The organism is Shinella sp. M31, from assembly GCF_049199205.1.
Taxonomy (GTDB): Bacteria; Pseudomonadota; Alphaproteobacteria; order Rhizobiales; family Rhizobiaceae; genus Shinella.
This window is the reverse complement of the sequence record NZ_JBLZPH010000057.1, coordinates 1-26,394: the sequence shown is the minus strand read 5'-3', so window position 1 is coordinate 26,394 and position 26,394 is coordinate 1. Positions and strand designations below refer to the sequence as shown.

Here is a 26,394-nt window from a genome sequence, read left to right as displayed (position 1 = left end):
ACGCTGCATGGCCCTGCCCTTCTCGGTGAGCGTGACGAGGACCTGTCGCTCGTCCGCCTTGTCGCGGGCGCGCGTGATGTAGCCGGATGCCTCCAGCCGCTTCAGGAGCGGCGAGAGCGTGCCGGAATCGAGCCCGAGCGTGGCGCCCAGCGCCTTCACCGTGCGACCATCCTGCTGCCAGAGCGTCATCAGCGCGATATATTGCGGATAGGTCAGGCCATAGGGATCGAGCAGCGGCTTGTAAGTGCGGTTGAGCGCGTGCGCGGCGGAATAGACGGCAAAGCAGAGCTGCTGGTCGAGCGCCAGCATGCCCTCGGGGATGGTATCCGTCTCAGCTTCGTCACGTTTGTCGGTCATGCTGCATTGTCGCACAAAGGGCCAAAATTGCAATTTGCAAAATCATATTGCGCGCAATTTAATTTTACGCTATTCAATCGCCATCAACAATGACAGCAAGGAAGGAGACACCCATGCCCATTCTCTACAGGACCAAGGCTTCCGCAACAGGCGGCCGCGCCGGCCATGGCGCAACCGAAGACGGCACCGTCGATGTCACGCTGACCGTTCCCAAGGAACTCGGCGGCGACGGCGCAACGGGCGCCAACCCGGAAAAGCTCTTCGCGGTCGGCTATTCGGCCTGCTTCCTCGGCGCGCTGAAGTTCGTTGCCGGCAAGGAGAAGGTCAAGATCGGCGAGGACGCCAAGGTCACCGCAACGGTCGGCATCGGCCCGCGTGAAGACGGCGGCGGTTTCGGCATCGAAGCCGCGCTCGAAGTGTCCGCGCCCGGCGTCGACAAGGCCGTTCTCGAAGACCTCATCAAGAAGGCCCACGTCGTCTGCCCTTACAGCCACGCCACGCGCGGCAATCTCGACGTCAAGACAACCGTCGCCTGATTGATTTCACGACGCCGTGACGAAAGGCCGCCCAGAAATAGCTGGGTGGTCTTTTGCATGCCGGGCTACTGCCAGGCTGCACTAGGCTCAGGACGTATTAACTCTGTTTGAGATGTGATTCATGGCCTCCGTTGAAGGAGGTCGCGATGGGTGATTTGTTGCTGCTGAGCGAGCGCCAAATGGCGCGGATATCGCCGTTCTTTCCGCTTTCGCACGGAGTTCCGCGAGTCAATGACCGACGGTGGTGAACGGCATCGTCTACGTGATCCGCGCCGGCCTCCAGTAGAAGTACGCGCCGGTTGGCGACGGCTCACACAAGCCACTCTACAACCGCTTCATTCGCTGGAGCCGGCTGGGTGCTTTCGAACACATCTTCGCCGGCTTGCCGGGGGAGGACCGAAGTCGGAGCGCATCATGATCGATGCCACGCATTTGAAGGCCCACCACGCGGCGGCGAGCCTTCTTAAAAAGGGGATGTTCTCCGTCGTATGGGCCAAATAAGAGAGGGCTAAACTCCAAGCCGCACACCGTCTGTGACGGTGAAGGCTGGCGATCATACTGCTCCTGGAGGAAGGATAGATGAGCGACCAAGGGCGCCCGTCTCGTGCTTGACGTCTTGTCACCAGCCTTTCATCTCATCGCTGATCGCGGCTACGACAGCGCTTGGTTCCGCGAGGAACTGGAAACCACGGGCATCGAACCATGCATCCCGCCGAGCCGGAGCCGCAAAGTCCCATACGCCTACGACACCCGCGGCGCATTGCCACCCGTTATGACCTATGCGCCCACACCTTCTTTTTAGCCATCTGCATCGCGGCAGCCGTCATAGACTTCACCTGTTGTTAGCTACGTTTGTTATTTACCTTAAACAACTCCAGGTTCTACTGCATATTTGCTCAACACTCCCGATTCGGGTGCTATGGTCATTAATGCAACCCTGCAAAGCAGATCGCATCCATATTTTTTAAGATGCATTCCATCGTCGATATTTGATTGGGAGATAATCATGGCTACGTTCACCGGCTCCAATAGCAACGACACTCTACCCGACCTGATCATTGGCCCTGTGCAGGCCATAGGCAACGATTTCATTGATGCGCTAGGCGGCGACGATATTGCCATCGGCTGGTCCGGTGACGATGTGATTCGTGGCGGCACGGGAGCCGATGCTATCATCGGTGGGCTGCTCAACGCGGCCGGCGTGATCACGAATTCAGGCATTGACGCAGCCGACTACACAACCTCCGTAGGTGGTGTAACGATCGATCTGTCGGTGACGGTCAATCTTACCCTGCCGATGAACGGCATCAACCTGCAATTCGTCGGGGCATCGCAGGGCTTCGGCGGTGACGCCCAAGGCGACTATCTCCAGGGCATCGTCAATTTGATCGGCTCAAATATCGGCGCCGATACACTGGTAGGCAATTCGGCCGCCAATACGTTCAACGGACAAGGTGGCAATGACGTCCTCAACGGCCAAGGCGGCAATGACATATTGCTTGGCGGCGGTGGCGACGATCGGCTGATCGGTGGCGCAGGTGCGGACTCTCTTCAGGGCGGCGCGGGCTTCGACACGGTCGACTACTCTTTTTCTGCCGCACCTGTGACCGTCAACCTTACGGCCGGCACCGGCACCGGCGGTGACGCCCAAGGCGATACGCTGAGCGGCGTCGAGCACCTGATCGGATCGACCGGCGATGACACGCTGACCGGCTCGGCCGGAGACAACACCATTATCGGCGGCGCTGGAGCCGATACTCTCATCGGCAATGGTGGCACCGATACGATCGATTATTCAGACTCCTCTGCTGCTGTGACCATCGACCTCGTTGCCGGCACCGGTTTCGGCGGCGATGCCCAGGGCGATACGCTGACTGGGTTTACGAACGTCTCCGGCAGCACCTTCAATGATCAACTTGCCGGCGCAGGTTTTGGCATCCTCAACGGCCAGAGCGGCAATGACATACTAAGTGGCGCAACTACCTTGAACGGTGGAGCGGGCGATGACCGCTTGACTGGCAGCGCTGCTGCCGAAACCCTCAACGGCGGCGCCGACGACGATACGGCGAATTATGCTGCCTCCTCGACCGGCGTGACAGTCGATCTGGGATTGTCTGGAGCGCAGCTATCGGCAGGTGACGCCAACGGCGACACGCTCATCGGCATCGAAAATCTCATGGGTTCGATTTTTGCTGATATCCTAACGGGTGATACCGGCGACAACAGGCTCCACGACGGCAGCGGCAGCGGCGCGGACACCTTGACCGGAGGCGCGGGCAACGACAGCTATACCGTCTATAATAGCGGGGCGACACTCGTCGAAGCAGTGGGTGAAGGCACCGACCGCGTTAATGCAGGGACGAACTACGTTCTTGCGAGCGGTGTCAGCGTCGAAATTCTTAACACCACATCCTTACATGCGACATATGGCGTCAACTTGACCGGCAATGAGGCCAGGCAATTAGTGCGAGGCAACGATGGTGCCAACGTCATCGACGGCGGAGCAGGAAACGACGTGCTATGGGGTATGAGCGGAGCGGATACGTTCCAATTCTCCACCATGCTCGGTACCGGCAATGTCGATCGGATTGCCGATTTCAGTGTCGTCGATGACCGAATTCAGCTCGACAGCAGGATTTTTTCCGCGCTTGACGCCGGTGGGCTCGATGCCTCGGCGTTCAAGGATAATATTTCCGCGCCCCGCGACGCCGACGATCGCATCATCTACAACTCGAACACGGGTTCGCTGTTTTACGACGCCGACGGAACCGGCGCGGCCTATACTGCGGTCAGGTTCGCATCGCTTGCGACCGGTCTCAGCCTCAGTGCTTCGGATTTCCTTGTGATCTAACCGCTGCGCTGAGGCCTTCTCAAAAGGGAAGACCCTGGCAAAAAGGAAGGACCGTGGCGTGCTCAGAACTCTTCCCAGCTCTCCGCCTTCAGGGCAGTGTTGCCGGAAACGCGCGGACGGGACTGCACCGTGCGCTGCGGCGTCGCATACGCGGCTTGCGGCTGGCGTGCCGGCTGGCCCAGCGAGAAGCGCTCGATCAGGGTGCGCAGGCGGTCGGCCTGGGTGACGAGCGTTGCGGATGCGGCGTTGGTTTCCTCCACCATCGCGGCATTCTGCTGCGTCGTCTGGTCCATCTGGTTGACGGCGGTGTTGATTTCCGAAAGGCCGACCGACTGTTCGCGGGCGGAAACGGCGATCGCCTCCATGTGCTGGTTGATCGTCGCGACATTGCCGCCGATCGCCTGCAAGGCCTCGCCGGTCTCGCTGACCAGCTTGACGCCGTTCTTCACCTCGGCCTCCGAATTGCGGATGAGGTCCTTGATCTCGCGGGCGGCCTGCGCCGAACGCTGCGCCAGTTCCCGCACCTCCTGAGCAACGACGGCGAAGCCCTTGCCCGCCTCGCCTGCACGCGCCGCCTCGACGCCGGCATTGAGCGCGAGCAGATTGGTCTGGAAGGCGATCTCGTCGATGACGCCGATGATCGACGAGATCTGGCTCGACGACTGCTCGATGCGCTGCATGGCGTTGACGGCATTGGCGACCACATTGCCCGACCGCGCCGCATTGCCGTTCGCCTCGGCGGCGACGGAGCGTGCCTCCTCGGCCCGGCGCGTCGAATTGGTCACGTTGGCGGTGATCTCGTCAAGCGCTGCGGCGGTCTCCTCCAGCGAGGCGGCCTGCTGCTCCGTGCGCTTGGAGAGCGAATCCGCGCCGGTGCTGATCTCGCGGGTTCCGGTGTCCATCTCGTCGACGGCCTGCGAGACGGCGCGCAGCGTTTGGCCAAGCTCCGCCACGGCGGAATTCAGGTCGCTGCGCAGCTGCTCGAAATCGGGCGCGAAAGGCTCGTCGAGCTGGAAGCTGAGATCGCCACCGGCAAGGCGGCGCAGGCCGGCGGCAAGGCCTGATGTCGCCTGCTGCAGACGCCTCTGCGCGGCCGCCTCGGCTTCCTCCTGCAGGCGCACGCGGTCCTGCTCGGCCTGGAGACGCGCGGCCTCCGCTTCCGCCTGCAAGCGGACCTTGGCGATCTCGGACTGCCGGAAGACTTCGACTGCGCCCGAGATCTGGCCGATCTCGTCCTTGCGGCTGCGGAAGGGCACCTCGAAATCCGTCACGCCCTGCGCCAGCGTTTGCATCACCTTGGTGATGGTGCGCAGCGGACGCGAGACACCCGCGACGATGATCCAGAAGGACAGGCCGGCCATGGTGAGCGCAACGGCGCCGAACAAAGCGAGCAGGACGAGGGTCAGGTGCTTCGTCTCATTGGCGGCGGCAAATTCCTCCTGTCCGACCCGGATCTGGAGATCGATCAGCGCGGCCACATAGGTGCCGATCGGATCGATGGTGGGATAAAGCCGGGTCGTCACATAGGTGTCGAGTGCCGCCTGATCCTTCGACTGCATGATGGCAAGCAGGTCGTTGATGCTGCCGGCCTGCTTGTGCATCTCTTGCGTCATCTGCTTGGCGAGACCGCGCTCCTCGTCGGTGAGGTAGGTCGCGGCATAGGCATCCCACAGCTTCTGGATCTCGGCGACGGCCTCGGTGTTCAGCCGGTGCCCCTCCTCCCAGGACAGCGCGCCGCTGCGCACCTTATGCGCGGTATCGACGATATTGACGGCATAGAGATCGCCGACCTGCTTGAGGCTGGCGGCGGGCACCAGCCGATCGACGACAATGGTGCCCATCTTGGCCGACATGGTGTTGAGAACGAGATAGGTGGAGAAAATGGCGCCGGCGAGCAGCAGCGTCAGGAAGAGGGTCACCGCACCGAGTTTGGTCGAGATCTGCATGGGAATGCCTTGCCGTTCGGGATTTTTGGTTGCCCGATGGTAAAGAAACTTTATTTAGCAATATTTAAAATTAGCAGCATCGAAAGGGTGCGCTGGCCGCGCGAGCTGCAAAACCAGGGTTTTTGCGTCTATTCGGCGGCCCCGGCGAACCGCGTCATACCAAAAGGCCCGGATGCATCACATCCGGGCCTTTTGGCTTTTCAAAAAACGGTCGTCAGATGACGAGGATCGGCGCCTTGCCCTTCACGCGATCGTAGAGATCGATGACATCCTGGTTGAGCATGCGCACGCAGCCCGAGGAGACGGCCTTGCCGATGGATTTCCATTCCGGCGAGCCGTGCAGGCGGTAGAGCGTGTCCTGGCCGTTCTGGAAAATGTAGAGGGCACGCGCGCCGAGCGGGTTGTTGAGGCCGCCGGGCATGCCGCCATTGGCGCCGGAATATTTCGTCAGTTCCGGCTGGCGCTTGACCATTTCGTCCGGCGGCGTCCACTTGGGCCAGGCCTGCTTCCACTGGATGACGCCACGGCCAGACCAGGCAAAACCCTGCCGGCCGATGCCCACGCCGTAGCGCATGGCGCGACCGTTCGGCAGGATGAGATAGAGGAAGCGGTTGCCGGTATCGACGATGATCGTGCCCGGCTGCTCGGCAAAGGGGCTGTCGACCTCATGGCGGTAGAAGCGCGCGTCGATCTGCTGGTAGGGGATCGCGGGCACCTGGAAGCCGCCGTCATTCACCGGGCCGTACATGGCCGCATAGGCCGACGATTCGGGCAGCAGGCCCGAGGGCGGCGTCTGGCCATAAATGCTGATGGGGCCGCGCCCGTCAGCAATGATCTCGGGCCGGCCCTCCAGCGCGGGATTGCGGAAATAGGGGCGCGTCTCCTCTCGGAAACGGTCCGTATTCATCGACGAGGTGCAGCCCGCCAGGCCGGTCGCCATGGCGAGGCCGGAGAACTGGAGAAAGCGGCGGCGGGAAAGCGCGGTATCGGTCATGGAAGAGATCGGATCCGTTTGACGGAAAGGCAGGATGGACGAGGAGGCTGAATCACTAGCTAACGCGGCGCAAACTAGGTCCATAACCCTGCCCTAATTGTGGCAATTGCGGCTGGCCCGAGGCTTGCGCGTGGCATTTTTCCGCGACTGTGGCCGCATGCCCACGCCGCGCACGGTGGCAGGTGCGCTTTGTGAACGCTGTGTCAATTGCCGCGCGAATTGCGGTTTTCCCGCGCGGGCGGTAGTTCAGGGCCACAATCAACGACGTGAGGTGATGCGATGCTCGTCAACGGCAAGTGGACGCAAGACTGGCAGCCGGTGCAGGCGACCGACGCCAAGGGCGGCTTCGTGCGCCAGGTTTCGAGCTTCCGCAACTGGGTGACGCCCGACGGCAGCGCCGGCCCGACCGGCGAAGGCGGCTATGCCGCGGCGAGCGGCCGCTACCACCTCTATGTCGCGCTCATCTGCCCCTGGGCTTCGCGCACGCTGATCACCCGCAAGCTGAAGAAGCTGGACGACGCGATCTCCGTCTCCATCGTCGAGCCCGCTTTGTCCGACCAGGGCTGGCAGTTCGGCACCTTCCCCGGTTCCAACCGCGACGATCTGAACGGTGCCACCTATATGCACGAGCTCTACACGCGGGCAGCCCCGACCTTCACCGGCCGCGCCACCGTGCCCGTGCTGTGGGACAAGGAAAAGAAGACCATCGTCAACAACGAGTCGGCCGATATCGTGCGCATGCTGAACAGCGGTTTTGGCGCACTCGCGGACGAGAGCGTTGACCTCTACCCGCAAGCCCTCCGCGCCGAAATCGATGCCCTCAACGAGCGTATCTACCCCGCCCTCAACAATGGCGTCTACCGCGCCGGCTTCGCCACCACGCAGGTCGCCTACGAGGAGGCCTATCAGGGCGTCTTCGCCATGCTGGACGAATTGGAAACCCGCCTGTCCGACGGCCGCGCCTTCCTGACCGGCGAGAGCTTCACCGAAGCCGATATCCGCCTCTTCGTCACCCTCATCCGCTTCGACGCCGCCTATTTTGGACTCTTCAAATGCAACCGCCAGCGCCTTGCCGACTACACGGCGCTTTCGGCCTATACGAAGCGTGTGCTGGATCTCCCGGGCGTGCGCGAAACGGTCAATATCGACCACATCAAGCACGGCTATTATTCGATCAAGTCGCTCAACCCGAACCGCATCGTGCCGCTCGGCCCGGATCTTTCCCCGCTGGGGCTGTGATCGCCGCGCCTTGACGGCAGAAAGAGGATGCGGAATGGTCGGCCCCATGCGTGCTCCGCCGTTTCCCTTCGTGAGCTTAGCCATGGCGGTCGCCGCGACCGTCATTCTCATGATATCCAGCACGATATCCGAACGCCATTGCGCCTTCGGTTTTGGGGGCTTCCAGTGCAACAGCCCGGTTGCGGGCTATGGCGACATGCTGCTGACGGTAACCCTTGCCTCTCTTGCAGTCCTCGCCGTCTCGGCGGCAATTGCAACATGGCGGCTGATCGCGTGGCTTCGCGCGCGTTGACGCTCACGCCTCCTTCGCCTCCACCATCGCCATCAGCGTTTCCAGCCGGTCGGCATCGGCGGGCAGTTTGTCCTGCCGCAGGCGCGCGATGCGGGGGAAGCGCATGGCGACGCCGGATTTGTGGCGGGTGGAGCGGTTGATGCCTTCGAAGGCGACTTCCAGCACGAAGCCGTAGGCCGGCTCGGCGCGCACCGCGCGGACGGGACCGAAACGGTCGGTCGTGTTGTTGCGCACGAAGCGGTCGAGCACTTCGAGTTCGGCATCGGTGAAGCCGAAATAGGCTTTTCCGACGGGCACCAGCACGTCGCCGTCGGGGCCTTCGGTCCACACACCGAAGGTGAAATCGGAATAGTAGCTGGACCGCTTGCCGTGGCCGCGCTGGGCATACATCATCACGGCATCGATATTGAACGGATCGCGCTTCCACTTGAACCACGGCCCCTTCATGCGGCCGGCCTGGTAGGCGCTGTCGCGCCGCTTGATCATCACACCCTCGATGACCGGATCGGGCGGGTCGCGGCGGATCTTTTCGAGGTCCGCCCAGCTTGCGAAGGGCACGAGCGGCGAGAGGTCGAAGCGATCGTGCGGCGCCTTCTCGATGAGGCCGGCAAGGCGCTCGCGGCGCTCGGTGAAGGCGGCGGGACGCACGTCCACCTCGCCTTCGAAAAGCACGTCGTAAGCGCGCACGAAGGCCGGGAAATCCTCCAGCATTTTTGCATTGACGGTCTTGCGGTTCAGCCGCTGCTGGAGATCGGAGAAGGTGCGCGTCGGGCTGTTGGTGCGCGCCGTGCCGCCGACCAGAAGCTCGCCATCCACCACGCCCTCGAAATTCATGGCATCGAGCACATCCGGGAAGGCGGCGGAAATATCGTCGCCGGAGCGGGAATAGAGTTTTCGCGTCGTGCCCGATGACGACATCTGCACGCGGATACCATCCCATTTCCATTCGGCGGCGAAATCGGCCGGGTCGAGATTGTCAAGATCGCCCTCACCCACCGGATTGGCGAGCATGACGGAGTGGAAGATGGCGGGCGTGGCCAGAACCGGCCGGTCGGCGGTGCCCTCCAGCCAGGCGAAGAGCGATTCATAGGGCGGCTGCAGGCCGTGCCACAGGGTCTCGATCTCCATCACATCCATGCCGGAGAATTCGGCGAGCGCCTGCTTGGCGAGCCGCGCCGAAACGCCGATGCGCAGGCCGCCGGTCGCAAGCTTCAGGAAGGCGAAACGGGCGGAGGGATCGAGTTGGTCGAGCAAATCGCGCACCGCGCCGCGCACCTCCGTGCGGCCGAGCGCATTCATACGTGTAATGACAGCACTGAGCCGTGGCTGGGCCTCATCGGGCACGCGCTCCTTGCGCTCCTGATCCCAGACCAGCGCGATGGTTTCGGCGAGATCGCCGACGTAGTCGTAGGAATAGCGGAACAGCACCTCGTCCATGCGTTCCAGCACCAGCTCGCGCAGCAGCGCGGGCTTGACGCTCTTCAGGTCCAGGGTGCCGGCGATGGCGGCAAGACCGTAGCCACGGTCGGGATCGGGCGTGTCGCGGAAATAGTCGGCGAGCAGTTTCAGCTTGCCATTGCGCGAGGGTGTGAGGACGAGGCGGTCCAGGAGGGTGGCGAAAGCTCTCATGGGTGGGATCCTTCCGCGGAATTGCCCCTCACCCTAGCCCTCTCCCCGAAAGCGGGGAGACGGGACGCGCCACACGAAGCGATGACTATGAAGGAGACCGGCGCGGCATATCCCCTTCTCCCCGCCTGCGGGGAGAAGGTGCCCGGCAGGGCGGATGAGGGGCGTGCTTCCACCACCATCAATCCCCCTCATCCTCATAGCCCACCAGATGCAGCGGCCTCGCCGGCACGCCTGACAGTTCGCACCAGCGGACGAGGGCCTCCTCGCGGCCATGCGTTACCCAGACTTCCTGCGGCGCGAGGTCGCGGATCGTCTCCGTGAGTTCCGGCCAGTCGCAATGGTCGGAGATGACGAGCGGCAGCTCGACACCGCCCTGCTTGGCGCGCTGGCGCACCATCATCCAGCCGGAGGCGAAGGCGATGAGCGGTTCGTTGAAGCGGCGCGCCCAGCGGTCGGCGAAGGCCGAGGGCGGGCCGACGATGACGGCGCCGCGGAAATCGGCGGGGCTGCTCTTTTCCATGGTGGCCGGGCGCAGGTCGCCGAGATCGATGCCGCGGCTGACATAGTAGTCGCAGAGCCGGGCGAGCGAGCCGTGGATATAGATTGGCGCGTCATAGCCGCAATCGCGCAGCAGCCTGAGCACGCGCTGCGACTTGCCGAGAGAATAGGCGCCGACGAGGTGGCTGCGCTCGGGAAATTGCCGCAGCGACGTGAGCAATTTGCCCATCTCCGCCTTCGGGTCCGGGTGGTGGAAGACCGGCAGGCCGAAGGTCGCCTCGGTGATGAAGACGTCGCAGGGCACCGGCTCGTAGGCCGCGCAGGTCGGGTCAGCGCCGCGCTTGTAATCACCCGAGGCGACGATGCGCAGGCCATCCTTCTCGACAGCGATCTGGGCCGAACCGAGCACATGGCCGGCCGGATGGAACGAGACGGTGACGCCGGAAAGATCGATGCGCTCGCCGAAGGCCGCCGCCTGCATGGTGCCGCAAAAATCCTCGCCATAGCGGATCGCCATGATGTCGAGCGTCTCGCGCGTCGCCAGCACCGCGCCATGGCCGGCGCGGGCATGGTCGGAATGGCCATGGGTGATCAGCGCCCGCGCCACGGGGCGGACGGGATCGATGTAAAAGTCGCCGGCAGGGCAATAGAGACCGGCGGGCGCCGGCTTGAGGAGCTGATCGGGCTTCATGGGGAGGAAGATAGCGGCTTTGCGGCGCTCTGCCAGAGGGGCGGTGGCGTTTGCTGTGCCGCCTCAGCGGAGTTCCTGCGCGAGCCCGATCAGAAGTCCTTCCGGGCCACGGATATAGCAGAGCCGATAGATGCCTTTGTAATCGACGACATCGCCGACAAGGGCGGCACCGCGCGGGCGAAGCCGCTCTAGCGTCGCGTCGAGATCGTCCACGGCGAACATGACGCGCAGATAGCCGAGCGCATTGACCGGGGCATTGCGATGATCGGCGATAACGGCCGGCCGGAGGAAGCGGGAAAGCTCGAGACGGCTGTGGCCATCGGGCGTGCGCATCATGGCGATCTCGACATGCTGGTCGCCCAGTCCCGTGACACGCCCGGCCCACTCTCCTTCGATCGTGGCCCGGCCTTCGAGCTCGAGGCCGAGATCGAGAAAGAAATCGATCGTCGCGTCGAGGTCCTCGACGACGATGCCGACATTGTCCATCCGCTTGATCGCCATGTCTTCACCTCCGAAATGTCCGTGACCCGTAAAAGTCGTTAGGCGATCGCCATCATGCCGGCCCGGAGCGTGCCCATATCGACGGTGGAAAGCTGGCGGTCGATCTTTTCGTGGGTTTCCTTCCAGATCGGGAAGGCTTCGGTCAGCAGACGGCGGCCCTCCTCCGTCAGGCGCAGCAGGCGGCCGCGACGGTCGCGCGGATCGGCCTCGACGCGCACGAGACCCCGGCGCTCGAGCGGCTTCAGCGCGGCGGTCAGCGTCGTGCGGTCCATGGCGAGAACGGCGGCGACCGGCCCCATCGGCGGCGGCTCGGGACGGTTCAGCGCCATCAGCAGGGAGAACTGGCCGTTGGTCAGCGCGAGCGGCCGCAGCGCATCATCGAAACGGCGGGCAAGCGCGCGGGCCGCGCGCTGCGCATGCAGACACAGGCAATGGTCACGCACGAAAAGCGTCGTCTCGTAGGGAATCAGCGCATCATCGGACATGCTTCTTACTGTTGATATCAACGTAACAATGTCAAGAGCCGCCCGCCAAAACGGCTCTCCCGTCAGAGGCTGGGAATGCAGAGAATGGCCTGAAGGCCACGCGCATCGATGGGACGGCTGAGATAGTAGCCCTGGATTTCGTCGCAGCCCGCCTCGCGCAGAAAATCCATCTGCTCGCGGGTCTCCACGCCCTCGGCGATGACGCGCAGCTGCAGCGTGTGGGCCAGTGAAATCACGGCGCGGGCGATCGCCGCGTCGTCGCCATCCTCCGGCAGGTCCTTCACGAAGGAACGGTCGATCTTCAGGCGTCCGACGGGGAAGCTCTTCAACGAAGCAAGGCTGGAATAGCCCGTCCCGAAATCGTCGATGGCAAGGTGCACGCCGAGTTTTTCCAAGCGATGCATAGTCTCCACCGCCTGCTGCACGTCCTGCATGATGAGGCTTTCGGTGAGCTCCAGTTCGAGATAGCGCGCTTCCAGTCCGCTCTCCTCCAGCGCGGCGGCCACGCGCTCCACCCAATCCTTCTCCTGGAACTGGCGGGCCGAGACATTGACGCTGACGACGATGGGCGGCAGGCCGGAGACCTGCCAGGCCTTGTTCTGCCGGCAGGCGGCGCGCAGCGTCCAGTCACCGATCGGGCCGATCAGGCCGGTCTCTTCGGCAAGCGGAATGAAATCGCCGGGGCCGACAAGGCCGCGCTCGGGATGGCGCCAGCGGATCAACGCCTCGACAGCGAAGATGCGGCCGCTCGCAAGGTCCATCTGCGGCTGGTATTGCAAGAAGAGTTCGCCCTGCGCCAGCGCGCGGCGCAGCTCCTCCTGCCGCTCCAGCTTTTCATGCGCCCGGTTGGCAAGTTCGGCGGTGAAGACCTGCATGGCATCGCGGCCGATTTCCTTGGCCCGGTACATGGCGACGTCCGCACGGGCGAGCAGCTCGGTGACATTGCGGCCGTGCTCGGGATAGGCGGCGACACCCATCGAACAGGTGACCTGGAAGGAGCGCCCCTCGATAACGACGGGCTCGGCGATCGCCTCGCGCACGGCGCGCAGCCTGTCGTCCACGCTTTCGCCCCGGCGCATCGCACCGTTGATGAGGATGACGAATTCATCGCCGCCGAGGCGCACGATGCTGTCGCTGGCGCGCACGCAGTGCAGCATCCTGTTGGCGACGATCTTCAGGAGTTCGTCGCCGGCATGATGGCCGAGGCTGTCATTGACCAGCTTGAAATTGTCGAGGTCGATGAAGGCGAGCGTCATCGTGCCACCACAATCATCCGCCGCCTCGATGGCCGAGGCGACGCGCTCGTCGAGCATGCTGCGGTTCGGCAGGCCCGTCAGCGTATCGTGATGCGCCATGAACTGAATGCTGTCCTCGGCCTCCTTGCGTTCGATGGCGATGCCGGCGATGTGCGTCGCCATGCCGACGAGCTTCATGCACTCGGCCGTCGGCTCGCCGGGTATGCGCGAATAGAGCGCGAAGGTGCCGAGCACCTTCCCCTGGTAGGAGCGGATGGGCGCCGACCAGCAGGCACGGAAACCATAGGGCGCAACCAGCGCCTTGTAATCGGCCCAGAGCGGGTCGGTCTCGATATCGGAAACGATGACCTGCTCGCCGCGCCACATCGCCGTACCGCAGGAGCCCATGGCCGGGCCGATTTCGGCACCCTCGATCATACGGCAATAGGCCGGGTCGAGATTGGGTGCGGCACCGTTGACAATATGCTTGCCGTCCTGCGCCAGCATCAGGATCGAGCCGGTGACATCGGCGACATGCGCCTCGATCAGCAGGATGAGCGAGGAGAACACATCCGCCAGCGGCGAGCCGAGCGCGATCATCTTCAGAAGATGCGCCTGGCCGACATGCAGGCTTTCGGAGCGCTTGCGCTCGGTGATGTCGCGGGCGATGCCGACGATGCCGATCACCTCGCCCTTGCCATCGCGCACCGGCAGCTTGGAGGTGAGCAGCCATTTCAGCTTGCCCCTGACATCGCGGATGAGCTCTTCCATATCGAGCATTGGCCGGCCGGTGCGGATGATCTCCTGCTCGGTCTCGAAGAAGCCACGCGCCACATGCTCCGGGTGGATGTCGAAATCCGACAGGCCCTCCAGGCTCTCCAGCCCCTCGCGCCTGTTGTCGTTGACGATGGCGCGGTTGGCCACGACGAAGCGGCTGTTGCGGTCCTTGAAATAGAGATAGTCCGGCACCTCGTCGATCATGGCTTCCAGCCACATCGTGCGCTCGTTTTGCGCGGCGGCGAGCGGGAAAAGCCGCGCCGCCTCCGTGATGAGGCGCTGGCTGGCGGACATCAGACGCGCGGTCGCATCGGCGTCATCATTGCCAAGGTGGGACAGTTTCGTCGACATGGTTCCCTGCAAAGCCCAAACGCAAGGAAGCCCACAGCCTGCCGCCGCTCTTCCCGGAACAACTGAAACTACACCTAGAGTCGTTATCCAAACCTAAAGGAAACCGGCGAAATGCCGCCAATCCGGCCGTTCTCGGGACGTTTTTAACAACTCGGGCGAGCATTACCCAAACTGTTCCGTTTCGGCACGAAAGCAACTGGCACGGTTCCTGCTGTGCTATGCGGCAAGGAGCTTCCATGGTTACCAGACGGTTATTTCTTTCAGGTCTCGGTCTTGGCGCCGCCGGTTTCGCCGCCCCGGCGGCTGCGGCCGGCGGCACGCGCCTGCCGATCGTCGATGTCGATCTGCGCGGCAGCATCGATGCCTCGGCGCATGGGATTCGCCCCGGCGCCGACGACCGCAAGAGCAAGGCCTTCGAAAAGCTCCTGAAGGACGCCGCCGCCAAGAACATGCCGGTCTTCCTGCCGCCCGGCGATTATGCGATCTCCAACATCACCCTGCCCGACAATACGCGGCTGACCGGCGTGCCGGGCGCCACCCGCATCGTCTATGGCGGTGGCGGCCATCTCTTCGCGGCCGACGGCGTTTCCCGCATCGAGCTTGCCAATCTCGTCATCGACGGGGCGAACCGCTGGCTCGGCGATACGGTGGAGGGCCTCGTCCATCTCAGCAACGTCGCCAATGTCGTCATCGAAAACTGCGAAATCCAGGGTTCGTCCAAAACCGCCGTCAGTCTGGAGCGTTCCGGCGGGCGCATCGAGCGCAACCGGCTGTCCGGCGCCGCCGACTATGCGCTCTATGCCGTCGAGAGCCACGACCTCTCCGTCACCGGCAACCAGGTCTTCGATTGCGGCAATGGCGGTATTCTCGTCCATCGCTGGCAGAAGGGCCGCGACGGCACCATCGTCTCGGGCAACCGCATCGCCCGCATCTCCGCGACGCGCGGCGGCACCGGCGAATATGGCAACGGCATCAACATTTTTCGCGCCGACGACGTGATGGTGACGAACAATCACGTCTCTGCCTGCGCCTTCTCCGCCATCCGCTCCAATGCCGGCTCGAACATCCAGATCGCGGGCAATACCTGTCTCGACAGCGGCGAGACGGCGATCTACTCGGAATTCGGCTTCGAGGGCGCCATCGTTAACGGCAACCTCATCGACGGTGCGGCGAACGGCATCCTGATCGTCAATTTCAACGAGGGCGGCCGGCTTGCCACCGTCACCGGCAATGTCGTGCGCAATCTCAAGCTCGACGGCCCCTATATCCACGACGGCGCGGGCTTTGGCTTCGGCATCGCCGTGGAGGCCGACACGGTCGTCTCCGGCAACACGGTGGAAAACGCGCCGAAATGGGGCCTGATGCTCGGCTGGGGCCCCTATATGCGCGGCCTCGTCGTATCCGGAAATCTCGTGCGCAAGAGCCCGGTCGGCTGCGCCGTCACCGTCGTCGAGGAGGCCGGATCGGCGCTGATTTCCGGCAATATCTTCGACGACACCCCTGATGGCGCCATCGTCGGCTACCGCTGGAACGAACGCACGACCGACGATCTCGCCGCCCAATCGTCCAGCTACGCGCATCTGACGATCGAACAGAACCGGACGGGTTGAGCCCGTCCCCGCAAAGCGCCTCTCCCTTTTGCCCGAACGGAGAGACGCCAAGGCGGATGAGGGGGCGTATCCGCATTGCCCCCTCATCCGCTTTTCCTCAGCCGCCATGCCCCTCATGGTTCGCTCCGCCCTCGCCGCCCGTGGCATTGCCGGGCTTGGCGGATTCGATCTTGAAGGTGACGTCGAGGGCGCCGGCCTTTTCGAAGGTCAGCGTCGCCTTGAAGCTCTCGCCTTCCTTGAGGGGATGTTTGATCTTCATGAACATGACATGCAGGCCGCCGGACTTGAGATCGACCGTGCCGCCGGCCGGGATCTCCACGCCGTCAGGCAGCTGGCGCATCTTCATCACGTCGTTTTCCATCGCCATCTCATGGATCTGCACGTCGTCGGAAACGTCGGGCGCGGTGATGGAGACGAGGCGGTCGGCCTCGGTGCCCTTGTTGGCGATGGTCATGAAACCACCGCCGACGGGCTGGCCGGGCAGCGTGGCCTTCGAGGCCGGGTGATGGATTTCGAGATTGCCGACGGTGAAGTCGTGAGCCAGCACGGCCGTGGCCGAGAGCGCCAGCGCGGCGATGGTTGCGAGAAGGCGTTTCATGGGCGTTTCCTTATCTGGAGCATTTCCAGCCGAAGCGAGTTCGCTTCGGCGTCGGACAATGCGGTAAAAAACAAAAGTTCAGAGCGTTTCCGGTCAACCGGAAACGCTCTGAATCAGGAGAACAGGCGCCGCAGCGGCGGCACGGAGCGGATGACGATCTGGTCGAACAGGATCATGGCGAGAATGGTGATGCCGGTCAGCGGAAAGAGCACGCCGAAAACGCCGGCGATCGCCCAGAGGCCGATATAGATGCGTTTTTCGCGCGGTGCGGGGGGCACGCCGATGCGCCCCGAGGGCCGGCGCTTCCACCACATGACGACCGCCGACACGCTCATGGCGATGACCATGAGGCAGCTCGCGAGCATCAGAAGCTGGTTGAACAGGCCCCATTCCTGCCCCTTGTGCAGGTTGACGCTCCATTCGATCGCCTTGCCCGTCGCGGGGTAATCGGCAAAGGCGATATCGACCAGGCGCTCGCCGGTATATTGGTCGAGATGGATGGTCCGCTCATGCTGGAGATCGGCCGGGTAGATCGCGGCGGTATAGACGCCGGTTTCGCTCGACGGGGGCGACATCTCGTAGCCCAGCAGCATGCCGGCGGCGTCGGCGATCGTCACGGCATTGTCGAGACCGATCGGCGGGAACGCCGTCTGGCCACCGGCCGGCGGGCTCGATTCCGGCACCGGCGCGTTTTCCATGAGCCAGGAGGCCTTGGGCTGCACATCCGTGGTGACCAGCATGGAATGGGGCACGTTGTCCCAGAGCTGGACGGGGTAGCCCATGCCGTTCGCAGTGAGCGTAGCATTGAGCTTGGCGCCCCAAAAGCCCGACCAGAGCAGGCCGCTGAAGGCGAGGAACAGGATGACGACGCTGGCGAAAATGCCGGTGACGGCATGCAGGTCGCGCCAGAAGACGCGCTTTTTCGGTGTGCCGCGCACGCTCAGAACGCCGCCCGTCTGGTTGCGCGGCCACCAGAGATAGATGCCGGTCAGCGTCAGCACGATGGCGAAGCCCGCGACCACCTCGATGATCCGCTCCCAGGAGGTACCGAAATAATCGAGGCTGTGCAGGTCCTGCACGACTTCGTTGAACTCCTCCTTGGCGCCCACCGTGTCGAGCACGGCGCCGTTATAGGGATCGACGAAGACCAGCTCGCGGCCGGCGTCGGTTGCGAGCGTCACGCGGGCGGAACGGTCGGCACCGGCCGGCGTGCGATAGGAGGAAAGCGTGCCGCCGGGCACGGCCTCGATCGCCTTCTCGACGATCTTCGACGGCGGCAGCACCGTGTCGCCCACCGCGACATAGTTGCGGTAGCGGAACAGGCTCGCATCGATCTCGTCGTTGAACAGATAGAGGCCGCCGGTGATGGCGAGGCTGATCATGAAGGGCACGGCGATGAGGCCGGCGAAGAAGTGCCAGCGCCAAATCGCGCGGTAGAGGCGCTGCGAAAGTGCTGCGGGTTCGGCGGCGGCAATAGCCGGCGCGTCTGAAATTACGGACATGAGACGGTCCTGTCAGGCTGGATTTCGGGCGCACGGCGGCTTTTCGCCGCGCGGACTGCAAAATCAGACGGACAGGAAGGGAGGTGCGCGCGGCGGGGCGCCGGGCCGCTCGCGCCGGGAATGCAGCGCCTCTTCGACAAGCGGAAGGGCCGCGACCTGACGGAAGGTGAGAACGGTGGCGGCAAATGTCGCCGGCTCGGGGATCAGCATGGCGCCGCCGATGCGGCAGGCCTCGCACTTTCCGGGCATGGCCTGCTTCGTCTTGCCGTCGACGACATTGTTCAGGCAGAGATCGGCGAAGGTGCCGTCGGGCAGGACGTAATCCGCAAGCGAAACGCCGGCGGGCATCGCGGCCATGGCCGGACGATGGGCGAGACCGACGAACAGCAGGGCGACCGCGCACAACATGCGCAGGCAGAGGCCCCAATGTGTCATCCGTCGGTTCATTCTTTATCCCCATCCACGAGCGCGCGGACCCTTTCGCCCATAGCCCCATGCCGGCAAGAGGTCAATGCGGCAAAGCAGACGGCCAGGTCGCTCACCATCGGCTACTCGGATTTTCGTGTGGCATTGACGGGGAGACGGACCGAGGGGACATAGCCCGCTCTCAGGACCTCCACCAGTATCCGCGGCGTCAGCACGTTAACTTGGGCGAGGCTATCGATGCCGACCGGCTCCGCATATCCGGCATGGCTCCATGAATATGCCGATCCATCCCAAAGCAAAACTGCGGTTTCCGGCGCGCTGTCGAAGGCGACGAACGTCCCTGAAGGCAATTCGGTTGCCGATGCTCTGTACCGGCGCTGACGCTTATGAGCGTCGAGCCTGTAAGTATGAAGCTCGGCGTCGATCTCCTTGACCGACACGAAATGGCCGTCAGGAAAGCCTTTGGCCCTGTTGTAGGCGTTTTTGAAGGCATGAAATGCCGGCTTTCGGCATTGCCCGCAGGGACGGTGGCCGGCGGCCATCGCCACGGCCTCGTCCCAGAAGAAGAGCGGCGTACAGTGTCCCCGCTCATCAAACGTCACCCGCTGGCCGTTGGTTTCCTCAAGCGTGCAGCAAATCCAGAATTTCACGGCATAGGACTTGCGGATGGAACCATCGGCGGCATGCAGGTCGCCACGGTTGCCCAGGAACGCCCCTCGGCAAACCGACGGCTCCAATCGTCCGAAAGGCGTGACGCGGTTCGGGCGGTTGCGGAGCTGGCGCGGCGCAGCGATATCATTCATGTGCAGATCTCCCGCTTCGACGCTTCCAGTCTGTTTGCAGTCATAAGATTGGCGCGCCATCACGACAATTCATCGATCGATCAGGCGATCAGCCTACCGCGGGCAAGGCCCGCCGCCTATGGTGCCGGCAGGTTCCGTGCGGTGCCTGTCTTCCAGGACAGGACAGGCCGGGGCACCTTGTTCTATCGCAAGCGCGATCGCCAAACCGCTTGCATCAGGAGGATCCATGCTCAGCATTTACGGCGTCTACCGCTCCCGCGCCTCGCGCGCCTACTGGTTGGCGGGCGAACTCGGCCTGCCCTTCGTTTCCGTGCCGGTCGTGCAGGCCCGCCGGGTGGACGATCCGCATGCCGCCGACGCGCCCCTCAACACGCAGTCGCCGGACTTCCTGGCCGTCAATCCGACCGGCCTCATCCCCTGCATCGATGACGGCGGCTTCGTGATGACCGAGTCGCTCGCGATCAATCTCTATCTCGCCCGCAAGCATGGCGGCCCGCTTGCCGGCCGGACGGTGACGGAAGAGGCGGAAATGCTGCAATGGACGATGTGGGCGGCGACCGAGGTTGAGCCGCATGCCGTGAAGATCATCCTGGCGCTCGACACCAATGCGGCGGAAAGCGAAGCGGGGCGCCTCACCATTCGCGGCGCGGCCAAGGCGCTGAAAAAATGTTTCCAGCGGCTCGACCAGCATCTCGCCGCCACCGGCCATGTCGTCGGCGACCGATTCACCGTCGCCGATCTCAATGTCGCGGAGGTCTTCCGCTATGCCATGAGCCAGCCGCAGCTCTTCGACGCCGCGCCGAACGTCAAGGCGTGGCTGGAGCGCTGCCAGGCGCGCCCGGCCTTCAGGGCGATGATGGAGACGCGGGCGAAAGAGCCGGAATGACGGCGCCGGCAAAGCCGTCCTCATCTTCGGCGATGGCAGCCCGCAGCCAGCGCTTGAAGAGCGAGACCTTGCGCGGCTCCGGCACGCCGGGGGCCGTCACGAAATAATAGCCGTTGCCGGTCTCGACGCGCAGCGGGAACGGCGCGACGAGCCGCCCCTCCTTCAGCGCCCAGGAGGCGAGCACCGGCCAGGCGAGCAGCACCCCCTGCCCGGCCAGCGCCGCATCGAGGCAGAGCGAGGCGTCGGAAAAGACGTGGCGCGCCTTCGGTGCGGGAATGTCGAGCCCCGCCGCCTTGAGCCAGCGCTCCCAGGTGAATTGGTCATTGCCATCGATTACGGCCGGCTGCGCGGCGAGATCCTCCGGTGTCTTGATTTTCTCCGCCAGCGCCGGTGCGCAGACCGGGAACATCACCTGCGGGATCAAGAACTCCGCCCGCACATCCGGCCAGGTGCCCGGCCCGACGCGGATGCCGAGATCGACATCCGAGCGGGCGAGGTCGACCAGCGTCGTCGTCGCCTCGATGCGCAGGCTGATCTCGGGATGGGCGGCGGCGAAGCGATCGATACGGTGGATGAGCCAGCGCGAGGCGAAGATCGGCGCGACCGAGATCGTCAGGATCGCATCGTCGCGGCGCTGGGTCGTGGCGACCGCCTCGGAAATCTGCCCAAAGCCCGCGGAGAGACGCGCAAGGAAGGGCGTGCCGAACGCCGTCTGCGTGAGGCCGCGGTTCGTGCGGTCGAAGATCGCCCGCCCCAACTGCTCCTCGGCGCGAATGACCTGCTGGCTGACGGCGCCGACGGTAACGCCCAGCTCCTCCGCCGCCGCCTGCAACGAGCCGAGCCGCCCCACCGCCTCCAGCGCGCGAAGGCCGTTCAGATGGACGAGGTTGAGATTTCGCATATAGTTTTTCTATATCCAGATCACGAAGTGCTCGATTGAAGAGAGCCGATCCTTGCGCGATTATCAAGCATTGATACTGATAACGAACCGCAAGGAGAAGGCAATGTTAAAGATTTTCTCCATGATCGCGGAGGCGCTGAAAGCGGAAGCGGAGCCGGCGGACAGCCCCATCTGGATACGCGACCCGCTCGCCCATCCGGCAATCGAGACGATGGATGCCCGCGCGCTCGGCGACCTGCCCTTTGGTCGCTTCCGGCCACAGCCCTCCGCCCCCGAAGCGGCCTGCCGCCGCTGATCCTCCCCCTCGCCGTCCGCCCCGCCCCGGTACAGTCTAGGCGAGGAGGATTTCGCATGTCCGACGATCCGCTTTTGGCGCGGCTCCAGCGTCTTGCCGAGGACCTGCCCGGCGTCGAGACCGGCACGTCCTATGGCACCCCGGCGCTGAAGGTGGCCGGAAAGCTCTTCGTGCGTATCAAGGATGGCGAAACGCTGGTGCTGATGGTGCCGCTCGACGACAAGGAGCGCCTGATCGAGCGGACGCCCGACCTCCGTTACGAAACCGACCACTACAAAGGCTTGCCGGGCTTCTGGTGCGCGCCGCCGTCATCGACGACACGGAGCTCCGGCACCGCCTCGCCGAATCCTGGCGCCTCAAGGCGCCGGCCAAGCTGCGCAAATTGCTCGATTGATCTTTCACGCTGCCCGCTTGACAGGGCGCAAGGTTGAACGCTACATCGCCATTGTAACGTAATAACATTACCAACTTGGAGACCAGAATGCTGAAGCAGATTCTCGCTGTTTCGGGCGCGCTCGCGCTCGTCCTCTCGCTGCCCCTCACCGCCGGGGCGCATGGCGCCTGGGTGGCGGAACGCTGGGGCAATCTCGGCGTCGTCTATGGCCATGGCGCGGGCGACGACCCCTACGATCCCGCGCGCATCACGCAGGCGCTGGCGATCTCCGAGGAGGGTGCGGCAACCCAGGTGGAGATCGACAAACGCGAAAAGCACGCGATCCTGAAGCCCGAGGGCGACCCCGCCGCGATCCTGCTCACCTTCGACAACGGCTACTGGACGGAGAAGACGGACGGCAAGTGGGTGAACGAGGCAAAGGACAAGGTGACGGACGCGAAGGCCGCCGGCCATTACATCAAGAACAGCCTGTCGCTTCTCCACGCCCACGGCGCCCTGCCCGCCTTCCCGAAGCAGGATCTGCAGATCCTGCCGCTCGACAATCCGGTCGGTCGCAAGGCCGGCGATCCGATCCGGTTGCGCGTACTGCACGACGGCAAACCGCTTGCCGGCGCGGTGGTGACGCTCGACTACGTCAACCAGGCTTCCCTCAAGAGCGACCCGACGGATGCCGACGGCGAAGTCGTGGTGGCAATCCGCAATGACGGGTTGAACGTGCTGGCGATCGATCACAGCGTGCCGCTGGAAAACGACCCGAAGGCGGACCAGATCGGCTACACGGCGACGCTCAGCTTCGTCGCGGAGGCGCATAGCCACGACGACTAAGCCATACAAATCAAGGCATAGAGAAATCGGCGGCGCTGACCGTGATTGACAGTCCCGACATATTCCGGCTTCATCGCGGTCAGTCCCTCACTTTTGGCCCGCATCGGCGGGCGTTCCAATGTCCGAAAACAAGGATTTCCACGCGCTGATCAGAGCGATCTGCGTCGGCTATGGCTGCTGCGGCAGCTTGCAGGATGACGGATGGCGTCATGTGACGCGCTATATTTCCGAACGGGGATATGTCACGGCCGACGATTTCATAGACTGGGTTTTCATGGCGGAAGGCGCGGAATGGTTTGGCAATCCTCGCGCCATGATACGTCGTGAGCGCATTCGAAGTTGCTTCATCACCTATATGGGATCGTCCGTCGTGCATGCGCGGCGATTGCGATGGAAGAGATAGCACCTTCCCTGTCAAAATCCTGCTGAAGACCGACAAAGCGATGTGCAACTCTCTCCCACAGTCGGGAGAGAGTTGCGGACCGGTGATCAGCCGCCCGACTGATCCATATGCATGAATTCCCAGACATTGCCGTTGATGTCCTGGAAGGAGCAGCCGTACATCGGGCCGAACTCGATGTTCGGCTTCCATTCGCGGCCACCGGCAGCCAGAGCCTTGGCCTTGAAGTCATCGACCTCCTGGCGGCTCGACGCGGAGAAGCAGGTCAGCGCCTGCGTCTGCTGCTCGGGATCGCCGACCTTGCCGTTGACGAACTGGGCGAATTTCTCCTCAGTCAGGTGCATGACGAAGATGTTTTCGTCCACCACCATGCAGGCGGCGGTATCGTCGGAGAACTGCTCGTTGAAGGTAAAGCCGAGCGCCGCGAAGAAGCGGCGGGTCGCCGGCAGGTCCTTGACGGGCAGGTTGACGAAAATCATGCGCATGGAAATCCTCCTTGATTGTTGGCGATGCGGGGTGCGTTCCCCCGTCACGCCACAAGGACGTAACACGCAGCCCCTTGCCGACAAACGTTTTGAAAAAATTATGCCGCCGCCGCGCAGCCCGGCACATCCTCCAGCCGATGCCAGACCGGAATGCCGCGTTCGCGGGCGATGCGCACGTCGTTGTCGGCGCCCTTGCTGTCGCCGGGCAGGCGCAGCACGCCCTCGCAGAGCGCGAGCAGACGATGCGCCGTCGGATAAAAGATCTCCTCGTGCAGGGCATCGCCGATCTCCCGGCCGCCGGCCGCATGCCAGACGGGCAGCGCCACCCATTCGCCGATCATCGGCACATGGCCGGCCTTGAACAGCGCATAAGATGGCGCTTCCAGCCGCTTCAAGTTCTCCGCCATCTTCTGCGGATCATCCCCGGTGCCCGAACGATAGGGGCCAGCAATCAGGATCAACATGTTTTACTCCTTACATTTTTGCACGAAATATCCGGATTATTCTGGATATTTCCAGATTATTCGTGTAATTTCGTGCATAGTCAAGACGGAGTTTGGATATGCTGACCAGCCAGAGAAAGGCGCTCATCGCCCAGCGCCTGAACCGCGACGGGGAAATCGTCGCCAAGGCGCTCGCGGCGGAACTCGATCTATCCGAGGACACGATCCGCAGGGATCTGCGCGAAATGGCGGCCGAGGGGCTGTTGAAGCGCGTACATGGCGGGGCGTTGCCGCTTGCACCCGCCCTGCCGGATCTTGCCGCGCGGCAGGCGCTGGCAACCGACGAGAAGGCCGCGCTCGGCGCCCGCGCAGCGGCGATGATCGAGCCGGGACAAGTGATCTTCCTCGATGGCGGCACGACGACGGCGGCGCTTGCCCGTGCGTTGCCGCGCAGCTTCGCCTTCACGGTGGTGACGCACAGCCCGACGATCGCCTGCGAACTCGAGCGCCACCCGACCGCCGAGGTCGTGCTGATCGGCGGGCGGCTCTACAAACATTCCATGGTGACGACGGGCGCGCTGGCGCTGGAGGCGATCCGCGGCCTGAAGGCCGATCTCTATTTCATGGGCGTGACGGCCGCCCATCCGACGCACGGCCTGACGACCGGCGACATGGAGGAAGCGGCCACCAAACGCATTATTGCTGAAAACGCCGGCGCCACCTGGGTGCTGCTCACAGCCGAAAAACTCGGCCGCGCCTCCCCATGGACGATCATGCCGACACGTTCCGCCACCGGCCTTATCGTGCCGGGCGGACTGGCGCCGGAGGTGCTGGCGCCCTACCGGGAGCTGGATTTGGAGATACTGGAAGCCTGATCAGGCGGCCAGTGCGTCCGTCACCCTGATATCGCCGACATGGATGCCGTTCCAGTTCTTCATGGAGCGGTTGGCCTGGGCCATCAGGGCGGCGTGGATATCGGGCTCTTCCGTGAAGAAACGGGCAAGCGTGGCGGCGACCATGCTTTCGGCGGCGCGGGTCGTGCCGTCCTCGCATTTCAGCGCGATGGCGAGGCCTTTTTCCGGGATGGCGGCACAGAACACGCCTTCGGCGCCGGTCTTCGCGAAGATGCGGCCGGGGGCGGTCTCCATCAGGCGGGTGCAGGCGCGGCCCGTGCCGGCGACGAAGAAGGGTTCGGCCATGCAGGCCTCCATCAGGCGGCGCGAGGCTTTTGCGCGCTCGGGCGCGAGGCCGACGCCGGTCGCCATTTTTGCGAAACCGTGGGCGAGGCCCTTCATCGGCACGGCATAGGTCGGGATCGAACAGCCATCGACGCCGCAATTGTCGACGGCGAGAGCCGCGCCCGTCAGGCTTTCCATGATGCCGCGGATTTCGGCCTGCACGGGGTGCTCGTAGCGCACATAACCCTTCAAATCCTTGCCGGTGTGGCAGGCGGCGCAGACGAAGCCGGCATGTTTGCCGGAGCAATTGTTGTGAAGGGCCGTCGGGCGGTCGAGCAGGCGGGCCTGGCCGATCAGCACGGGCTGCTCGAAGGACCAATGCGCGCCGCACTCCAGCACGCTCTCATCGACGCCGGCGGCGGCGAGCATGGAGCCGGCAAGCCGCGCATGCGCGGCTTCGCCGCTGTGCGAGGAGCAGGCGAGCGCCAGTTCCTGGTTGCCGAAGGCATGCGCATCGGCGGCACCGCTTTCGATCAGCGGCAGCGCCTGCATGGCCTTGCAGGCCGAGCGCGGAAAAACGCCGCCATCGATATCGCCCTGCGAAAACACCACCGCGCCATCGCCATCTACCACCACGACCATGCCGCGATGGCGGCTTTCGACGAGATTGCCGCGGGTGACTTCGACAAGTACCGGATTTGCCATGATCGTGCCCTCAAATTTCCGATTTCCGCTGCGGTATTATCCGAAATCGATCGAACTGCCCACTCGGTTTCGGAGCGCCCGCATGAAATTGCTGAGGAACGTCCTTGTCCTCTTTCTCGTGATCTACCTGATGCCCGCATTGGGCGCCGCCGGCTACTGGTACGTCAAGGACCGCCCGGCCACCTGGCGCGAGGCGAACTGGACTTCTGCCGGTATCCTGCCGGACGCGAAGACGACGCCGCAGGCGACGATCCACATCTTCTCCGCCGCGACGGGCGGCATGAAGGGCGCGGTGGCGAGCCATGCCTGGATCGTCACGAAAGCGGCGAATGCCGCGAGCTACAATCGCTACGACAAGGTGGGCTGGGGAACGCCGGTGCGCAAGAATGCCTATGTGCCCGACGCCTTCTGGTATTCCAACACGCCGCGCACCGTCGTCTCCGTGAGCGGCGAAGAGGCGGCGCGGCTGATCCCGAAAATCGAGAAGGCGATTGCCGCCTATCCCTATTCGACGCCCGGCGCCTACCGCATCTGGCCAGGGCCGAACTCCAACACCTTCGT

The 26,394-nt window shown here is 63.8% G+C and carries 28 protein-coding genes and 1 pseudogene; 13 read left to right on the top strand and 16 right to left on the bottom strand.

Annotation, left to right across the window (positions count from 1 at the left end; translation table 11 throughout):
• A partial coding sequence (locus ACOZKU_RS08790; RefSeq protein WP_421578553.1) for a MarR family winged helix-turn-helix transcriptional regulator occupies nt 1–357 on the bottom strand: 357 nt, incomplete at its 3' end.
• Nucleotides 358–470: 113 nt separating this feature from the next.
• Between ACOZKU_RS08790 and ACOZKU_RS08785 the strand changes: the two genes are divergently transcribed.
• From ACOZKU_RS08785 to ACOZKU_RS08775, 3 genes and pseudogenes are all read left to right on the top strand, one after another.
• The gene (locus tag ACOZKU_RS08785; protein ID WP_314087427.1) at nt 471–893 is read left to right on the top strand and encodes an organic hydroperoxide resistance protein; all 423 of its coding nucleotides are present in this window, start codon (nt 471–473) and stop codon (nt 891–893) included.
• Nucleotides 894–1,039: 146 nt separating this feature from the next.
• A pseudogene (locus ACOZKU_RS08780) lies at nt 1,040–1,739 on the top strand (IS5 family transposase).
• 160 nt (nt 1,740–1,899) lie between these two features.
• On the top strand, nt 1,900–3,744 hold the full coding sequence (locus ACOZKU_RS08775) for a calcium-binding protein (protein ID WP_421578552.1): 1,845 nt from the start codon (nt 1,900–1,902) through the stop codon (nt 3,742–3,744).
• 62 nt (nt 3,745–3,806) lie between these two features.
• On the opposite strand, the gene ACOZKU_RS08770 is transcribed toward ACOZKU_RS08775, so the two are convergent.
• Together ACOZKU_RS08770 and ACOZKU_RS08765 are read right to left on the bottom strand one after the other, a co-directional pair.
• Entirely contained in the window at nt 3,807–5,690 is a 1,884-nt protein-coding gene (locus tag ACOZKU_RS08770) for a HAMP domain-containing methyl-accepting chemotaxis protein (protein WP_421578551.1), read from the bottom strand.
• Nucleotides 5,691–5,904: 214 nt separating this feature from the next.
• Complete coding sequence (locus ACOZKU_RS08765) at nt 5,905–6,693, bottom strand: L,D-transpeptidase (RefSeq protein WP_421578555.1); 789 nt, start codon at nt 6,691–6,693, stop codon at nt 5,905–5,907.
• 270 nt (nt 6,694–6,963) lie between these two features.
• On the opposite strand from ACOZKU_RS08765, the gene ACOZKU_RS08760 reads away from it, so the two are divergent.
• Both ACOZKU_RS08760 and ACOZKU_RS08755 read left to right on the top strand, forming a co-directional pair.
• Nucleotides 6,964–7,923: a glutathione S-transferase family protein gene (locus ACOZKU_RS08760; protein ID WP_421578550.1), complete on the top strand. Its 960-nt coding sequence runs from the start codon at nt 6,964–6,966 to the stop codon at nt 7,921–7,923.
• 34 nt (nt 7,924–7,957) lie between these two features.
• A complete protein-coding gene (locus tag ACOZKU_RS08755) occupies nt 7,958–8,215 on the top strand; it encodes a hypothetical protein (RefSeq protein ID WP_421578549.1) in 258 nt (85 codons plus the stop codon).
• A gap of 3 nt (nt 8,216–8,218) precedes the next feature.
• Here ACOZKU_RS08755 and ACOZKU_RS08750 read toward each other — a convergent pair whose 3' ends face one another.
• The 5 genes from ACOZKU_RS08750 to ACOZKU_RS08730 all read right to left on the bottom strand — a co-directional run bounded on the left by ACOZKU_RS08750 (nt 8,219) and on the right by ACOZKU_RS08730 (nt 14,382).
• Nucleotides 8,219–9,844, bottom strand: coding sequence for a cisplatin damage response ATP-dependent DNA ligase (locus ACOZKU_RS08750; protein ID WP_421578548.1), 1,626 nt, complete (start codon nt 9,842–9,844; stop codon nt 8,219–8,221).
• Between the two features lie 178 nt (nt 9,845–10,022).
• Nucleotides 10,023–11,033: a ligase-associated DNA damage response exonuclease gene (locus tag ACOZKU_RS08745; RefSeq protein ID WP_421578547.1), complete on the bottom strand. Its 1,011-nt coding sequence runs from the start codon at nt 11,031–11,033 to the stop codon at nt 10,023–10,025.
• Nucleotides 11,034–11,096: 63 nt separating this feature from the next.
• Nucleotides 11,097–11,534: a VOC family protein gene (locus tag ACOZKU_RS08740; RefSeq protein ID WP_421578546.1), complete on the bottom strand. Its 438-nt coding sequence runs from the start codon at nt 11,532–11,534 to the stop codon at nt 11,097–11,099.
• Nucleotides 11,535–11,572: 38 nt separating this feature from the next.
• On the bottom strand, nt 11,573–12,019 hold the full coding sequence (locus ACOZKU_RS08735) for a MarR family winged helix-turn-helix transcriptional regulator (protein WP_314087412.1): 447 nt from the start codon (nt 12,017–12,019) through the stop codon (nt 11,573–11,575).
• 62 nt (nt 12,020–12,081) lie between these two features.
• Nucleotides 12,082–14,382 (bottom strand): EAL domain-containing protein, encoded by a 2,301-nt coding sequence (locus ACOZKU_RS08730; protein ID WP_421578545.1) that lies wholly within the window; start codon nt 14,380–14,382, stop codon nt 12,082–12,084.
• A gap of 236 nt (nt 14,383–14,618) precedes the next feature.
• Between ACOZKU_RS08730 and ACOZKU_RS08725 the strand changes: the two genes are divergently transcribed.
• A complete protein-coding gene (locus ACOZKU_RS08725; RefSeq protein WP_421578544.1) occupies nt 14,619–15,992 on the top strand; it encodes a TIGR03808 family TAT-translocated repetitive protein in 1,374 nt (457 codons plus the stop codon).
• A 97-nt stretch (nt 15,993–16,089) separates the two neighbouring features.
• On the opposite strand, the gene ACOZKU_RS08720 is transcribed toward ACOZKU_RS08725, so the two are convergent.
• The 4 genes from ACOZKU_RS08720 to ACOZKU_RS08705 all read right to left on the bottom strand — a co-directional run bounded on the left by ACOZKU_RS08720 (nt 16,090) and on the right by ACOZKU_RS08705 (nt 19,321).
• Nucleotides 16,090–16,590: a copper chaperone PCu(A)C gene (locus tag ACOZKU_RS08720; RefSeq protein WP_314087406.1), complete on the bottom strand. Its 501-nt coding sequence runs from the start codon at nt 16,588–16,590 to the stop codon at nt 16,090–16,092.
• A 113-nt stretch (nt 16,591–16,703) separates the two neighbouring features.
• Nucleotides 16,704–18,083: a PepSY-associated TM helix domain-containing protein gene (locus ACOZKU_RS08715; RefSeq protein ID WP_421578554.1), complete on the bottom strand. Its 1,380-nt coding sequence runs from the start codon at nt 18,081–18,083 to the stop codon at nt 16,704–16,706.
• A 72-nt stretch (nt 18,084–18,155) separates the two neighbouring features.
• Nucleotides 18,156–18,539, bottom strand: a complete 384-nt coding sequence (locus ACOZKU_RS08710; protein WP_421578543.1) for a hypothetical protein — start codon at nt 18,537–18,539, stop codon at nt 18,156–18,158.
• Between the two features lie 101 nt (nt 18,540–18,640).
• Nucleotides 18,641–19,321 (bottom strand): hypothetical protein, encoded by a 681-nt coding sequence (locus tag ACOZKU_RS08705; RefSeq protein ID WP_421578542.1) that lies wholly within the window; start codon nt 19,319–19,321, stop codon nt 18,641–18,643.
• 226 nt (nt 19,322–19,547) lie between these two features.
• Between ACOZKU_RS08705 and ACOZKU_RS08700 the strand changes: the two genes are divergently transcribed.
• On the top strand, nt 19,548–20,207 hold the full coding sequence (locus ACOZKU_RS08700; protein ID WP_421578541.1) for a glutathione S-transferase family protein: 660 nt from the start codon (nt 19,548–19,550) through the stop codon (nt 20,205–20,207).
• Here ACOZKU_RS08700 and ACOZKU_RS08695 read toward each other — a convergent pair.
• A complete protein-coding gene (locus ACOZKU_RS08695) occupies nt 20,167–21,108 on the bottom strand; it encodes a LysR substrate-binding domain-containing protein (protein ID WP_421578540.1) in 942 nt (313 codons plus the stop codon). The genes ACOZKU_RS08700 and ACOZKU_RS08695 overlap by 41 nt on opposite strands.
• A 103-nt stretch (nt 21,109–21,211) precedes the next feature.
• Between ACOZKU_RS08695 and ACOZKU_RS08690 the strand changes: the two genes are divergently transcribed.
• The 4 genes from ACOZKU_RS08690 to ACOZKU_RS08675 all read left to right on the top strand — a co-directional run bounded on the left by ACOZKU_RS08690 (nt 21,212) and on the right by ACOZKU_RS08675 (nt 23,025).
• Nucleotides 21,212–21,403 carry a hypothetical protein gene (locus ACOZKU_RS08690; protein WP_421578539.1) on the top strand — a complete coding sequence of 64 codons (192 nt, stop codon included), beginning with the start codon at nt 21,212–21,214 and terminating at the stop codon, nt 21,401–21,403.
• Between the two features lie 56 nt (nt 21,404–21,459).
• Nucleotides 21,460–21,834: a hypothetical protein gene (locus ACOZKU_RS08685; protein WP_421578538.1), complete on the top strand. Its 375-nt coding sequence runs from the start codon at nt 21,460–21,462 to the stop codon at nt 21,832–21,834.
• Nucleotides 21,835–21,884: 50 nt separating this feature from the next.
• Nucleotides 21,885–22,622: a DUF4198 domain-containing protein gene (locus ACOZKU_RS08680; RefSeq protein WP_421578537.1), complete on the top strand. Its 738-nt coding sequence runs from the start codon at nt 21,885–21,887 to the stop codon at nt 22,620–22,622.
• A 118-nt stretch (nt 22,623–22,740) separates the two neighbouring features.
• The gene (locus ACOZKU_RS08675; protein ID WP_421578536.1) at nt 22,741–23,025 is read left to right on the top strand and encodes a hypothetical protein; all 285 of its coding nucleotides are present in this window, start codon (nt 22,741–22,743) and stop codon (nt 23,023–23,025) included.
• An 86-nt stretch (nt 23,026–23,111) separates the two neighbouring features.
• Here ACOZKU_RS08675 and ACOZKU_RS08670 read toward each other — a convergent pair whose 3' ends face one another.
• Complete coding sequence (locus ACOZKU_RS08670) at nt 23,112–23,507, bottom strand: VOC family protein (RefSeq protein ID WP_314087395.1); 396 nt, start codon at nt 23,505–23,507, stop codon at nt 23,112–23,114.
• A 98-nt stretch (nt 23,508–23,605) separates the two neighbouring features.
• Nucleotides 23,606–23,971 (bottom strand): DUF4406 domain-containing protein, encoded by a 366-nt coding sequence (locus tag ACOZKU_RS08665; RefSeq protein WP_314087394.1) that lies wholly within the window; start codon nt 23,969–23,971, stop codon nt 23,606–23,608.
• Nucleotides 23,972–24,069: 98 nt separating this feature from the next.
• Here ACOZKU_RS08665 and ACOZKU_RS08660 point away from each other — a divergent pair, with 98 nt between their 5' ends.
• On the top strand, nt 24,070–24,825 hold the full coding sequence (locus ACOZKU_RS08660; protein WP_421578535.1) for a DeoR/GlpR family DNA-binding transcription regulator: 756 nt from the start codon (nt 24,070–24,072) through the stop codon (nt 24,823–24,825).
• On the opposite strand, the gene ACOZKU_RS08655 is transcribed toward ACOZKU_RS08660, so the two are convergent.
• Complete coding sequence (locus ACOZKU_RS08655; RefSeq protein ID WP_421578534.1) at nt 24,826–25,833, bottom strand: asparaginase; 1,008 nt, start codon at nt 25,831–25,833, stop codon at nt 24,826–24,828. It abuts the gene before it with no gap.
• A gap of 82 nt (nt 25,834–25,915) precedes the next feature.
• On the opposite strand from ACOZKU_RS08655, the gene ACOZKU_RS08650 reads away from it, so the two are divergent.
• On the top strand, nt 25,916–26,394 hold a 479-nt coding region (locus tag ACOZKU_RS08650), incomplete at its 3' end, for a DUF3750 domain-containing protein (RefSeq protein ID WP_421578533.1).